This is a genomic window from Helcobacillus massiliensis (assembly GCF_014191425.1).
Classification (GTDB): Bacteria; Actinomycetota; Actinomycetes; order Actinomycetales; family Dermabacteraceae; genus Helcobacillus; species Helcobacillus massiliensis.
In genome coordinates this window covers 18223-31557 of record NZ_JACHWP010000006.1, presented here as the reverse complement: position 1 = coordinate 31557, position 13335 = coordinate 18223, and the positions used below count along the sequence as shown (strand labels likewise).

General features: G+C 69.4%; 11 protein-coding genes. All 11 read right to left on the bottom strand.

All coding sequences use genetic code 11. The features are described 5' to 3' along the window. Window positions 1-5: 5 nt before the first annotated feature. Window positions 6-1271 carry an ABC transporter permease gene (locus tag FHX50_RS08915; RefSeq protein WP_183376734.1) on the bottom strand — a complete coding sequence of 422 codons (1266 nt, stop codon included), beginning with the start codon at window positions 1269-1271 and terminating at the stop codon, window positions 6-8. Next, on the bottom strand, window positions 1268-2377 hold the full coding sequence (locus FHX50_RS08910; protein WP_343064080.1) for a glycosyltransferase family 4 protein: 1110 nt from the start codon (window positions 2375-2377) through the stop codon (window positions 1268-1270). Before FHX50_RS08910 ends, FHX50_RS08915 begins: the two co-directional genes overlap by 4 nt. Beyond that, the gene (locus FHX50_RS08905; protein ID WP_183376730.1) at window positions 2374-4623 is read right to left on the bottom strand and encodes an N-acetylneuraminate synthase family protein; all 2250 of its coding nucleotides are present in this window, start codon (window positions 4621-4623) and stop codon (window positions 2374-2376) included. Before FHX50_RS08905 ends, FHX50_RS08910 begins: the two co-directional genes overlap by 4 nt. After that, window positions 4620-5321 carry a cytidylyltransferase domain-containing protein gene (locus tag FHX50_RS08900; protein WP_183376728.1) on the bottom strand — a complete coding sequence of 234 codons (702 nt, stop codon included), beginning with the start codon at window positions 5319-5321 and terminating at the stop codon, window positions 4620-4622. Before FHX50_RS08900 ends, FHX50_RS08905 begins: the two co-directional genes overlap by 4 nt. After that, window positions 5318-6445 carry a hypothetical protein gene (locus tag FHX50_RS08895; RefSeq protein ID WP_183376727.1) on the bottom strand — a complete coding sequence of 376 codons (1128 nt, stop codon included), beginning with the start codon at window positions 6443-6445 and terminating at the stop codon, window positions 5318-5320. Before FHX50_RS08895 ends, FHX50_RS08900 begins: the two co-directional genes overlap by 4 nt. 1 nt (window position 6446) lies before the next feature. After that, window positions 6447-7430 (bottom strand): glycosyltransferase, encoded by a 984-nt coding sequence (locus FHX50_RS08890; RefSeq protein ID WP_183376726.1) that lies wholly within the window; start codon window positions 7428-7430, stop codon window positions 6447-6449. Further along, window positions 7430-9202: a tyrosine-protein kinase domain-containing protein gene (locus FHX50_RS08885; protein ID WP_259922400.1), complete on the bottom strand. Its 1773-nt coding sequence runs from the start codon at window positions 9200-9202 to the stop codon at window positions 7430-7432. Before FHX50_RS08885 ends, FHX50_RS08890 begins: the two co-directional genes overlap by 1 nt. A gap of 211 nt (window positions 9203-9413) precedes the next feature. After that, the gene (locus tag FHX50_RS08880) at window positions 9414-10241 is read right to left on the bottom strand and encodes an iron ABC transporter ATP-binding protein (protein WP_183376725.1); all 828 of its coding nucleotides are present in this window, start codon (window positions 10239-10241) and stop codon (window positions 9414-9416) included. 3 nt (window positions 10242-10244) lie between these two features. Then, window positions 10245-11306, bottom strand: coding sequence for an iron chelate uptake ABC transporter family permease subunit (locus FHX50_RS08875; protein WP_246370938.1), 1062 nt, complete (start codon window positions 11304-11306; stop codon window positions 10245-10247). Next, entirely contained in the window at window positions 11299-12294 is a 996-nt protein-coding gene (locus FHX50_RS08870) for an ABC transporter permease (RefSeq protein WP_343064079.1), read from the bottom strand. Before FHX50_RS08870 ends, FHX50_RS08875 begins: the two co-directional genes overlap by 8 nt. Then, a complete protein-coding gene (locus tag FHX50_RS08865) occupies window positions 12291-13322 on the bottom strand; it encodes a siderophore ABC transporter substrate-binding protein (RefSeq protein ID WP_183376724.1) in 1032 nt (343 codons plus the stop codon). The genes FHX50_RS08870 and FHX50_RS08865 overlap by 4 nt, the downstream gene beginning before the upstream one ends. Between the last annotated feature and the right edge of the window lie 13 nt (window positions 13323-13335).

The window sequence follows — 13335 nt, the reverse complement described above, 5'->3', positions numbered from 1 at the left end:
GAGGATCACCCTTCCCTTCCATACTCGGCGGCTGGATCCGCAGCGTGCTTGCTGCTCGCCCAGCCCGGCCCAGGGTCGCTGACCTCGCGTTGTATGCGCCCCTTCTGCTGCACGTAGATCGCGAACGCCATGGCAATCATCCACATCGGCGTGTAGAACACTTCGCCGAGCCGCCACGCGCAGATGAGGATCGCGATGCCCACGGCCTGGGCGTAGAATTCGTCGGCGCTCGGGCTCTGCCGGAACGGCTGCACCATCACGATGACGCTGACCGCCACCACGAAGATCAGCCAGGGCCAGCCGCCCTCCACCAGCGCCGTCAGATACGAGGAGTGGAAGAACCAGGTGCCGCCGTCCATGGACACGACCGCGTCTCCGAGCCCGTTGCCGACGAACCGCGCACTCTCCGCCTTGATCTGGGACGCTTCGTCGATGCGGGCGCGCAGCAGGTCCGAGCCCTCACGATCGGAGAACACGCCGATCTGCGAATAGTCCTCGGAGATCAGGTTGACGACGAACGCGATGATGACAGCGAACAGCCAGCGGCCCACCACCGGCAACTTCGGGGCGATCAGCACCCATCCGAGCGCCGCCGCGTAGGCAGCGAGCGAGGTCCGCGAACCCGTCAGCCACAGCGCACCGGTGAAGAACAGGAAGGTGATGGCGCGCGGTCCCGGCCGCTTCACATAGTGCAACGCCATCAGCCCGACGATGCAGTACGTCAGCCCCGCCACGTTCTTATCGCCCAGCCAGCCCGTCAGGTACTTGCCGTAGTTCGCGGACACCAGCCCCATGAAGAACAGGGGAACATTGAGCACCAGCGCGGTGGTCATCCCGGCGATGCCGGAGCGCAGGTCGATGCGCCCGGAGGCGAGGAAGAACAGGGCCGCTGTGAAGGCGCTGAACTTGATCAGGCGGCCCTGCCAGTCCGCCGCGATGGCAGCGTCCTGCACGCCCCACATGGACACGAGGAACAGGTACAGCATCGCCAGGATCAGCGCCGCGATCAGCAGCTCCTGGTTCTTCAGCTCCACGCGCGGCCGCCGCATGAACGCGAGCACGCACAGCGCCGGCACGATGAGGGTGTAGGCCGCGCTGCCGCCGCCCAGAGGGCCGAGACCGGAGATCAGCAGGAAGAACAGCACGAATTCGGCGATGCGGATGCTGCCGGTCTCACGGGCGTACTCGCCGAGGCGGTCGCGCACCGCGGTGGCGGTCTCGGCGGCGCGGTCGCGGCGTCCGGGAAGCACGGGATGCTGGTCGTGGGTCACCGGCGGCTCACCTCCCTGATCGGCCGGTCGGTCAGCATCCGACGGTACACGGCGGAGATCTGCTCCACCATCGCCTGCACGGAGGGAATCGTCTCCGCGAGCGCGGGCCGCTCCGACGGCTGCAGGCCCTGCTGCTGGAGGACGTGCGCCACCGCGGGGGCGTCCGACGGGTCCTGGATCAGCCCGGTCCCGCCGGTGATCTCCGCGTTGCCGCCCACATCGGTGGCGACGATACCGAGCCCGCGGGCTGCTGCATCCAGCAGCGTGTACGACAGGTTCTCCCACGCGGACAGCTGCACCACCACGTCATGGTCGGCGAGCGCTGAGTCAGAGTCGACGACGCCGGGCATGGTGACGGCGTCGTCGAGTCCGAGGCGGGTGATGAGGTCCGCGCAGGCACCGCGTTCGGGGCCGTCACCGGCGAGGGTGAGCCGTGCCTCCGGGTGGCTGCGGTGCAGTTCGGCGAAGCCGCGCAGCACACAGTCGAGGCACTTCTCCGGGGCGAGGCGGGACAGGGACAGGATCCGCAGGCCCGCCGCCGGGGCGACTGGCGAGCCCGGCCGGTCAATGCCGTTGCGGATCACCGTGATGGGGGCGCCGCTCCCCCACTGCCGCTGGATCTGTTTCCGGGTGGACTCGCTGACCGCGATCACGTGGTCCGTTCGCCTCAGCCGCGCCGAGTGCAGGCGCGCCTTCACCCGTGCCGAGGCTGCGGAGCGCTGGTAGAGGCGGGAATCGGCGGCGATGCCGTGCTCCGTCGAGACGCGCCGCACGTCGATGCCGGCGGTGGCGGCGCTGACGGCGAGGTCCGCGAACGCCAGATGGGTGTGCACGATCTGCGGGCGAAGCGCGGACACGATGCGGCGCAGCGCCGGGACGGCGGTGCGTGCCCCGTCGGCCGCCCCGATCGGGCCCGTCACCACAGCGGCCCCCGCCGCGCGCAGCTGCCCGGCGAGCGGCCCCTCCGGCACCGCGAACACGAGCCGGTGGCCGGGAATGCCGGCGCGGGCGACGTCCAGCAGGTGGCGCGCCACCCCGCCGACCTCCGCCACCGGCGCCGCCCACAGCACGAGCGGACCCGCGGCGGGCGCGGGCGTGCCCCTCACATCCACTGCTGCAGGCGGTCCAAGGCCGTGAAGAAGCCTTCGCCGTTGTTGACGTGGCCCATCCAGATCTCCGGGATGAACGGGGCCGACGGGTTCAGGCGGTCGATCCGCTCCGCGAAGTCGCGCCAGTCCACCTCGCCCTCGCCCACCTGGACGCCCTCACCGTCCACGCCGACGGAGTCCACCACGTGCAGGTGGTCGGAGATCGGCACCATCGCGTCCACGTACTCACTGAACGGGCGGTGCGCGAAGTTCGCGGCGAGCTTCGAATGGGACACATCGAACGTGAGGCGGCGGCCGTACTTCTCGTAGAACCAGACGGTGTCCTCGGGGTCCATGAACAGGTTGTGGAACTGCTGCCCGCCCATCAGCCACGGGAACGGCGGCAGGGTCTGCGCGGTCAGGCGCACGCCCTCCTCGTCCACGCGCTCGAGGCCCTGCTGGATCCGTTCATACATCGGCATGCGCTCCTCGGGGCGCACATGCCGGTCCGGGAGGAACCCGCCCATGGTGACGATGACGATGGGGTCGTCCTTCACCTGGAAGAAGCGGCGCATGTCGCGGGTCATGTCGATGACCTTCTGCACCTCCCGGATGGAGCGCTCGAAGATCTCCTCGTCATCGGAGGCGAGGTTGATGAGGAAGTCCCCGGCGTACAGGTCGGGGGCGTGGGCGGTGAAGAAGCCCGGCAGCGTCTCGTCCGCGGCGAAGAAGTCCAACGGGTCCAGGTCCATGTCCTTCGAGGAGTGGTGGAACTCCAGGAAGTCCGGCTCCGACACCTTCAGCAGGTCCCGGAAGTCGTGGAACCGCACCGGCAGACCCCACGGGCGGCGGAACGCGTACGTGCGGTGCTCCTGCGCCTGCCCGGCGAGATCACCCGGGTAGAAGAAGTCCCCGGCGGGCACGTCACGGTGCAGGGTGGTGCCGATGAGGGCGTCGCGACGGTTCGGCTGCAGGCCCCGCCCGGGTGACTTCACGTCGACGTCGGCGGCGGTGACCGTGTCACCGGCGCGCAGGTCACGGGCCGCGACCAGGGACTTCGCGAGGTTCACGCGGTTCATCAGCTCACCGGTGGACAGCTCACGCGGCTGCGCGGAGCCGAGCGCCTCCTCCACGTCGCGGATCTCGCGGACCATGCGCTCCAGTTCATCGGGCAGCAGCGACACCTTGTGGTCGTTGCCCTCGAGGGACTTGTCGATCGTGACGTGCTTCTCGATGATGGCGGCGCCGCGCGCCACCGCCGCCACGGGCACGTGCCAGCCGCGCTCATGCCCGGAGTAGCCGACGAGGCAGTCCCCCAGTTCGGCGAGGCGGTCCATGTACTTCAGGTTCACGTCCTTGAACGGCGCCGGGTACGTGGACTGGGTCTGCAGCAGGGCGTAGGGGGCGCCGTGGCCGCGGAGGATGTCGACGGCGCCGGTGATCTCCTGCTCCGTGGACATGCCGGTGGAGACGATCATCGGCCGGTGGAAGTCGGCCACGTGGCCGAGCAGCTCATCGTTGGTGAGGTCCGCGGAGGCGATCTTGTAGCCGGGCAGGCCGTAGCGTTCGAGGGCGTCGGCGGAGACGATGTCCCACGGCGTGCAGATGGCGTCCACGCCGCGGTCCGCGCAGTGGTCGAACACTCGGAACATGTCCTCCACGCTGAGGGAGTACTTCGCCAGCAGGTTCATCGTGTACTGCGGGCCGAGGTCCTCCCCGTGGGAGTGGCCGCCGCCGGAGCGGTACAGCGAGGCCATGTCCCGCAGCTGGAACTTCACCGTGTCCACACCGGCGCGGACGCATTCGTCCACGAGGCGCTTGGCGAGCTGAACATCGCCCTGATGGTTGTTGCCGATCTCGCCGATGATCAGGGCGGGGCGGCCCGGACCGATGGTGCGCGATCCGATGGTGAGGGTGTCCTCGCCGGCGGAGCCGACGGACACGAGGCGGCCGGCGGCGTCCAGCACGGGGATGCGGTCCACCCCGGGGCGCAGCAGCGCCTCGATCTGCGGGACGGGGGTGCCGTAGCGGGCGTGCACGAAGTCGCGGTTCGCGATGGACAGAGCCGGCTGCTGCAGGTCCGGAGTGGTCTGGGTGACGAGCCAGCGGCGCACGTCCCCGTCGGTCAGGGACCCCTGCACCGCGCCGTGCTCATCGGCGACGAACACGACCCGGCTGCGGTTCTCCGAGATGCGGGCTAGTGCCTCCAGGATCGAGTCCTGGTCGGTTACGAGGTAGGGGGCGGTTGAGCGGTCGAGAATCATGTGAGTGTCCATCCGATCCGGGCGAGCATCTGCTCGGCAGCTGCGACGTCGGCAATGGTGTCGATGTCCACGCCTTCGACCTCGTCGAGGATGAAGAGGGAGATCGTGCCGCCGATGCGGTTGCCGGTGTCACGGTAGATATGGGGTGCCGTCAGGTACAGGCTGCCGTTCTCGAAGTAGAACATCTCCTGCGGCTGGAGGTCCTGTCGGCGGGGCCGGTTGCGCCAGTCGTAGTCGGCGCGGGCCGACGGGTCCTGCCCCGTCGGCGGGTGCCAGAAGAACGGTGACTGGGGCGTCACGCCCACGAGGCTGTCCGCGCCGGTGGTGCGGAACTGGTCGATGGCGCGGCGGATCGTGTCCGGGCGCCGCACGGGGCTGGTGGCCTGCAGCAGCATCACGCCCTCCAGCTCCATGCCGTCCTTCTCCACCTGGTCCATGGCGTGCAGGATCACCGGTTCGGTGGGGGCGGTGTCCACGGCGAGCTCCGGGGGACGGTCGATGATATGGGCACCGTAGGAGGCGGCGACCTCCGCGATCTCGGCGTCCTCCGTGGAGACGACCACGTGGACGTCCTCACCGGCGCCGATGGCCTGCGCGATAGTCCACGCGATGAGGGGCTGCCCGCCCACTTCGAGGAGGTTCTTGCGGGGGATCCCCTTGGATCCGCCGCGGGCGGGGATGACGGCGAGGATGCTCACGCGGCACCGCCGAGGGCAGGGGCGATCAGGGTCGCGGGTTCGGCGTCGATGAGCGCGGGGGGCGCCGTCGGCTCCGAGGACCCCCACGTGGCCATGCCGTAGCGGCGCCAGAACTCCACCACCCACATGGGCGGCCGCTCGGCGTACACCCAGCCGGGGATGCCGCGCACGGACGCTTCGAGGACACCGGTGGAGAACACGGCGACGACCTGGTTCGGCACCTGCGACAGGGGCACGCTGGTGTCCGCGAACTCGATGCCGGCCTTCTTCATCGTCCAGTGCTGGGCGCGGGACAGGGCGTCCTCCTCCCGCGGGTGCGGGCGGTAGAGGGCGCCGGTGGAGCGGCAGAAGCGGACGGCGGCGCCGCCGGACACGGTGCGCGGCAGTTCGGCGCCGTGCAGCTGGCCGAGGAACATGGGGCGTTCGTCGATGTCGTCCTCGAGGGGGTTCTGGGCAGCTTCCCACAGATGCTGACTGCCCACCGTGGTGGCGGTGATGTCGCGGCGGGAGGAGGTCCAGAAGTCGGCGTCGGCGTCGGTCCAGGCGAGCAGATGCGCCTCCCGCGGCAGCGGCGGCGCAAACGGGGTGAGGGCGCCGTGCTGCACAACGTACTGCGAGATTCCAGCACGCCGACTGACCTCATCAGCAACTGCGCCCGCATCCAGGTGCGTGGAAGTGGTGAGAACCGCGGTGGGCGCATCGTTGACGAGTTGCGCTGCTACCACATCGGGGTCCGACGGGCAGTCCAGCGCTCGCTGGACGAAACCGGCGCCAAGGACACTCGTGAGATCCAGCGCCGCAGGATGCAGCACAGCCACCGACATTGAGACATACGGCAGGACACTCAGACAGGCATTCAGTGAGGTCGCGGAAAGCGTGTCGATGGGGATCAGGAGGCGTCCCGACGTGGTGCCGGCGCGTTCGGTGAGGGTGAGCGCCGGGGCGGCGGGCGCTTCGGGGGCGCGGCCGCGGTTCCTGATCCGGCCGGTGACGGCGGCCTTCGCGATCTGGAGGCGGCGCTGGGAGTCCTGCCACTGCTGCCAGTCGCTGAGGGACTCGGGGTGTGCGAGCCCCGTGTGGCGAGCGCGGCGCGGAGTCGTCTCTGCTCGGCGCTTGCGGATCATGTCAGCGGGTCCTTCCGGTGCGGGTGCGCTCAGCGGTGAAGGCCCGCGCGGTGCGCAGCAGGCCCATTTCGAAGCGGAAGTTCTCCAGCGGTCGCACGTCCCGGCCGGCGGCGCGGCGGGCACTGTTCCAGCCGAGGTTGATGACGCTGGCGGCGGTGAGGCCGGCGCGGAGCCGACGGGTGCTGAGGTGGCGCGCGGCGTACAGGTCGCGGGCGCTGGTCAGCCAGCCCCGTCGGCGCTCCTCCCCGCCCGAACTGCCGCCGCCGGCGTGCACCACGGTGAGGTCGGCGTCCAGGAGGCGGGCGATGCCGCGCTCGGCGAGGCGCTTCTGCAGGTCCACTTCTTCGGTGTACATGAAGAAGTCCTCGTCGAGGCCGCCGGCCGCCATCACCTCGGCAACGGGCAGCAGCATGACGGCGCCGCTCACCCAGTCCACGGGGATCATGCCGGTGCCGGCTTCGGCGTCCATGTCGTGGCCCACGGCGGTGTGCAGGATCCGTCGGTGCCGCTGGGAGGCAAGGGGGTGCAGCCATTCCACCACCTGGTGGCCGACGGTCGGGAAGTGCCGGGCGGCGTACCCGCTGTGCCCGTCCTCGGTCTCGTTGCGGCAGCCGATGACGGCGGGCTGCCACGGTTCGGCGTGCTCGAGCAGGTCCGGGAGGAAGTTCGGCGGGAGCTGCAGGTCGGAGTTGAGGACGAGGGCGAGGTCGATGCCGTCCTCGTCGAGGATGCGCAGTCCCGTGTTGACGGCGGCGCCGAAACCGCCGTTCTCCTCGCGGCGGATCAGTTCGGCTCGGCCCGGCAGGACGCTCGCGTCGATGCCGCCGGGGAAGGCGTCGTCGATCACGAGGATGCGCTGCGGGGCGGCTGGAGCGGTCCGGGCTGCCGGGGCGGTGTCGGCGAGGTCAGCCAGCACGCGGGCCGCGTCATCGAGCGGTCCGTAGCTGGGGATGATGACGCCGACGCTGCGCCGCGAGGAGCCCATCAGTTCTGCTCGTCCGTTCCGAGGGAGCGGGCGCGACGGCCGAGGCGGGAGCGGCGCACGGGTCCGGTCGCCGGTTCGTCAGCATCCGTCGGCCGAACAGCGGTTGCGGCGGGCGCCGACGGCGCAGGGCGCTCGGCTGCGGGCGCAGGGCGCTCGGCTGCAGGGGCGGGGCTCGCAGCCGCGGGAGCAGGCTTGGCGGCAGCTGCCGGCGCCGCAGCGATCGCGGCCGACGCGGGCACACCGGCGGGGCGGATCTCCGCATCCTCACCGATGCCGTGCTCCGGCGCCTCGAGGTCCTCCTCGAGCTTGCGCTTGCGGCGGCGCACCTTGTTGCCCTTGCGGTCCTCCGTGTACGTGTACGTGGTCGCCGCGTAGCCGTACGCCGAGTAGCCGTACTCCGCGTCACCGTAGGCGAGACGGGTGATGAGGTTGCCGGAGGCACGGTTCATGACCGCGCCGAGCACGGTGCCGCCGACGGCGCGGACCGATTCGATGGAGCGGCTCAGCCCCTCCACGCGGGTGCGGCCCGGGACCGCGACGATCAGGGCGCCGTCCGTGTGGCGGCTGAGCAGAACAGCGTCGGTGACGGCGAGGATCGGCGGGGCGTCGATCACCACGAAGTGGTCCGCGGACAGGCGCGACACGATGTCCGCCATGCGGTTGGAGCCCAGCAGCTCCGACGGGTTCGGCGGAATCTGGCCCGCCGGCAGGATGGACAGGCCGCGCACTCCCGACGGCTGCAGCGCGTCCTCGAGGTCCACGGAACCGGCGATCAGCTGCGACAGGCCCACCGCGCCGTCCACCTGGAACGCCTTCGCGACCGTGGGGCGGCGCAGGTCAGCGTCGATCAAAATGACCTTCTCACCGGAGCGGGCGATGACGCGCGCCAGGTTCGCCGCCACGGTCGACTTGCCCTCACCGGGCGCGGACGACGACACCACGATGGAGCGCGGCGGGTTGTCCACGTTGGCGAAGCGGAGGTTCGTGCGCAGCTTGCGCAGCGCCTCCTTCGAGTGGAACTCCTTCGGCTCCGGCAGCTCCCCGGACTTCGAACGAGTGAGGTCGCGGGAGTCCGGAAGCACGCCGAGCGCCGTGACGGGGGTCTTCGACTTGATGTCGTCCACGGTGCGCACGCGGGAATCGTTGCGGTTGCGCAGCCAGGACAGCGCGAGCGCCAGCACCAGACCGGCGGCGGCACCGGCCGCGGCGAACTTCATCCGGTTCGGCGCAACGGGGGCGCTCGGGACGTCCGCCGCCTCATACGAGATGAGGGTCATCGGCGCGTCCTTGGAGTCGCGGTCACCGGTGAGCAGGAACGCGCCCTCGCGGTTCACGGCGGTGATGGACGAATTCGCGATCTCCTGGGCTCGCTGCGGGGAGGAGGCGCGCGCCTTCACGGTGATGATCGGAACGTTCGGGTCGATCGATGCCGTCAGGTTCGAGGCGATCGCGTGGGCGCTGGTGCCCTGCAGGCCCAGATCGTCGATGACGGCCTGGCCGACAGTCGGGGTGTTGAACAGCGGCAGATAGGTCTGCGCGGTTCCGTACTTCTCCGCGTCCCCACCGGCAGCGGGGACGCTGCCGCCCATGGGGATCTCCTGCCCGTTCGCGTCCGTCTCAACGCGGGCGGTCACGTAGCCGAGCGCCGTCGCCTCGTAGACCGTGGGCTTGGTGTACGAGAAGGCATAGCCACCCGCGAGGCCGAGCAGCGTGAGCAGACTGATCAGCAGCGCGTTGCGCAGGAGAAGCCGGAAGAAGTCTTCAATAGTCACTGGCGTACCGTCGTTTCCGAGATGTGATCGTCTCCGTCAGAATAGCGACTGCACAAGTGCAGACCTTCCAACACTACGACGCATCTACCGATTGGTCGACCAGATCGGACACAGCAAAGGTCACAGCACGGTCTCCGAGCCGGTCTCAGCTGGTCCGGCCGCCCCGGTCCCGTCGGCCGCCTAGACAGCTGACCAGGAATTGACCCCTTCTTTACCGCACGCGACCCGTCTCTTGGCCGCTCGGCGCCGCTTCTGCCTCGTCCGTGGGGCGCACGGCACTCGCATGGAAGTACAGCGCGAACGGGTGACCGCCGTGCTCCACCACATCCACGGTGAGGCCGTACACCTCCTGCATCACCGGCGGCGTCACGATCTCGGCAGGCGTCCCCTGTTCGATCACGCGGCCCTCCCGCATCGCAATGATGCGGTCCGAATAGGCGGAGGCGAAGTTGATGTCGTGGATGACCACCACCACGGTCTTGCCGAGCTCCTTCGCCGCCCGCTGCAGCACGCTCATCATCGCGACGCCGTGCGGCATGTCGAGGTTGTTCAGCGGCTCGTCCAGCAGGATGTACTCCGTGTCCTGGGCGAGCGTCATCGCCACGAACGCCCGCTGCCGCTGACCGCCGGACAGCTCGTCAAGGAACCGGTCCGCCAGGTGGCCCATGTCCATGTAGTCCAGGGCGCGGTCCACGTGCACGCGGTCCTCGATGGTGGGGCGGCCCTTCGAATGGGGGTAGCGGCCGAACGCCACCAGGTCCCGCACCGTGAGGCGGATGTCCAGGTGGTTGTCCTGCCGCAGGATCGCGAGCCGCCGCGCCAGCACCGCCGAATCCGTCGCGGCAACATCCAGGCCGTCCACGCTGACGCGCCCGCCGTCCATCGTCAGCAGGCGCGCCATCATCGACAGCAGGGTGGACTTGCCGGCGCCGTTGGGGCCGATGATGGAGGTGAGGCCGCCGGTCTGGATCAGCAGGCGGACATCGTCCACCACGGTGGTGGTGCCGTACCTCTTGGTGACGCCGTCGCAGATGATCATGGCTCACAGCCCTTTCTTGCGGATGAGCAGCAGGATGAACAGCAGGCCGCCGGCGAAGTCCACCACCACGCTGAGGGCGGTGGCGAAGCCGAGGACGCGCTCGAGGATGAGCTGGCCGCCCACGAGCGCGATCACGCTCATCACCGCCGCCATCGGCAGTGTGTGGCGATGCTTCTCGGAGGCGACCGTCGCGTACGCCATGTGCGCGACCAGCAGGCCGAAGAACGTGGTGGGACCCGCGAGCGCCGTCGCCGCGGACACCAGCAGGGTCACCGCGATCAGCACCAGCATCTGGATCCGCTGGTACGGGATGCCGAGGCCCACGGCGAGGTCGCGGCCCAGCGCCATCACATCGAGCACCCGGTGCAGACGCAGCAGCACCGCGATCCCGATGCCGAGCAGCACCACGGCGGTGGCGAGCGCGGGCACGGTGGTGAGGTTGAAGCTGGCGAAGCTCATGTCCTCCAGCACCTGGAACTCGTTGGGGTCCAGCAGGCGCTGAATGAAGCTGATGAGGGAGCGCAGCAGCACCCCGAGGATGATCCCGACCAGCAGCAGCACATGCAGGGCGCGCCTCGCCCCGATCAGCAGCCACCCGTAGAGAGCGGTGGAGACGATCATCATGACGGCCGCTTGGATCGCGAACACTGTCCAGTCCTCCGCCTGCTGGATGCGGGCAGCGCCGAACATCACGATCGTCACCGTCACCACCATCATGAACAGGGCGTCGAAGCCCATCACGGAGGGGGTGAGGATGCGGTTGTGGGTGATGGTCTGGAAGCCGACGGTCGCCATCCCGATCGCGGATCCCACCAGCACCATCGTCAGCACCGTCATGGACCGACGGCGCAGGATGTACTGCCACGCACCGCCGAGGTCGATGGTCAGGAACACGCCGATCAGGACGACGGCTAGGGCGGCGGCGATGCCGATGCGGGCCCACGGGCCGAGGGCCTGCAGGCTGCGCAGGGCCGACGGGAGCCGCAGAGCGCGGCTAGATCCGAGGCCGGCATCCGTCGGCCCCTCCACCTCCGCGGAGCGGGTCTCGTAGCGGGAGTCAGTCAACGGGGGTGCTCCTCTTCAGCAGGAGGATGAGGAAGATCAGCGACCCGGCGATGCCCATCACCACGCCGAGCGGCACTTCGTAGGGGTAGCGGACGAGGCGGCCGACGATGTCGCAGGCCAGCACGATGCCGGAGCCGAGGAACGCGACCCAGGGGATGGCGCGGCGGATGTTGTCGCCGATGAACAGGGCCACGATGTTCGGCACGATCAGGCCGAGGAACGGAATCGCACCCACGATGATCACCACAACGGAGGTGGCCAGAGCCACCAGGCTGAGGCCGATCGTCATGACGCGGCGATGGTTGAGGCCGAGGTTCGTGGTGAAGTCCTCGCCGAGGCCGGCGACGGTGAAGCGGTCCGCCATGATCCACACGGCGATGACCACGAGCGCCAGCAGCCACAGCATCTCGTAGCGGCCCTTGACCACCCCGGAGAGGTCCGCGCTCATCCATGCGCCGAGGCCCTGGGACAGGTTGCCCTGGTAGGCGATGAAGGTGGTGACGGAGGAGATGATGCCGCCGAGCATGAGGCCGATCAGCGGGACGATGAGGACGTTGCGCATCGGCACCGCCCGCAGGATGGAGATGAACAGGGCGGTTCCCGCGACCGCCGCGGCGGTGCCGAACAGCATCTTCGCCCAGATCGGCAGACCGGGCGCCACGAGGGTGGCGATGAGCAGGCCGAATGCGGCGGATTCAGTAGTGCCGGCCGTAGAGGGCTCCACGAAGCGGTTGCGGGTCAGCATCTGCATGACCACGCCGCAGATCGCCATGGCGGCGCCGGCGAGGATGAGGGCGACGGTGCGCGGCAGGCGGGACTGGCTGATCAGGTCCCAGGAGGCGGCCGGGTCGGAGAGGGACAGGCGTCCTACGCCGACGGCGAGGGAGCAGGCGGCGAGGACGGCGACAGCCGCCGCACAGGCGATCAGTGCGGCGGCGTTCGCTGTTCTCTCCCGCCGGGGGACGACGGGAAGGGCGCGGGCGGTCACTTGGCTGCTGCGAGGCCCTTCTCGGCGTCGTCCAGGATGGAGTTGAAGGAGGCGATGCCGGTGCTGGAGATGTACCAGGCGTGGGCGTCGACGTACACGACGGCGTCGTTCTTGAACGCGTCGGCGCGCTTGACCACGTCATTGTCGAGGACGGCCTTGGCTCCCTTGCCTTCGTCGCCGATGGCGGCGTCGCGGTCCACCACGAATGCGCGGGCCGGGTTCTTCTCGGCGATGAACTCGAAGGAGATGGTGTCGCCGTGGGCTGCGTCCTTGGTGGACTCCACCATCGGCTTGAAGCCGAGGGCGTCGTAGATGATGCCGCCGAAGCGGGAGCCGGGGGCGTAGGTGCTGACCTTGCCGCCGGAGACCATGAGGATGGCGGTAGTGCCGTCGAGCTTCTCGGCCTTCTTCTTGATGTCCTCGACGCGAGCGTCGATCTCCTCGATCTTCTTCTTCGCTTCCTTCTCCTTGCCGAAGACCGCGCCGATCTGTTCGGTCGTGGCGGTGAAGCTCTTCAGGAAGTCCTTGGGGTCGACCGTGAAGTCGAGGACGTTCTTCGAGATGGGGGTGAGCTGGTCGTAGAGGCCGGCGGTGCGGCCGGCGATCATGATGAGGTCGGGGCCGGCCTGGGCGATGGAGTCGAAGTCCGGTTCCTTCAGGGCGCCGGTGTCGACGATCTTGTCGCTGGAGAACTGGGACTTCAGGCGCTCCGGGAGGTTCTTCTTCGGCAGGGCGACGATGCTGTCGGTGAGGCCGAGCTCCACCATGGTGTCCACGAGGCTGATGTCGAGCACGGCGACCTTGCCGGGGTTCTTCGGGGCGGTGGCCTTCCCGCGGGCGGTGGTGACCTCGACGGTCCCGCCGGAGGCGGATCCGGACTTCCCGGAGTCGGATTTCCCGGAATCGGCGGAGGAGCTGCCGCAGGCGGCGAGGGTGGCGGTGACAGCGGCGGCGGCTGCGCCGGCGAGGCCGGTGCGCAGGACGGAGCGGCGGGAGAAGGCGGTGGCGCGGGTGCGGAAGTCGGTCATGAGGTCTCCGGGA

What these genes read in the sequence shown, in the direction of transcription:
- FHX50_RS08880 (WP_183376725.1), bottom strand. Translation starts at nt 10,241, where the DNA reads ATGATCATCTGCGACGGCGTCACCAAGAGGTACGGCACCACCACCGTG.
- FHX50_RS08895 (WP_183376727.1), bottom strand. Translation starts at nt 6,445, where the DNA reads ATGATCCGCAAGCGCCGAGCAGAGACGACTCCGCGCCGCGCTCGCCAC.
- FHX50_RS08865 (WP_183376724.1), bottom strand. Translation starts at nt 13,322, where the DNA reads ATGACCGACTTCCGCACCCGCGCCACCGCCTTCTCCCGCCGCTCCGTC.
- FHX50_RS08890 (WP_183376726.1), bottom strand. Translation starts at nt 7,430, where the DNA reads ATGGGCTCCTCGCGGCGCAGCGTCGGCGTCATCATCCCCAGCTACGGA.
- FHX50_RS08905 (WP_183376730.1), bottom strand. Translation starts at nt 4,623, where the DNA reads ATGATTCTCGACCGCTCAACCGCCCCCTACCTCGTAACCGACCAGGAC.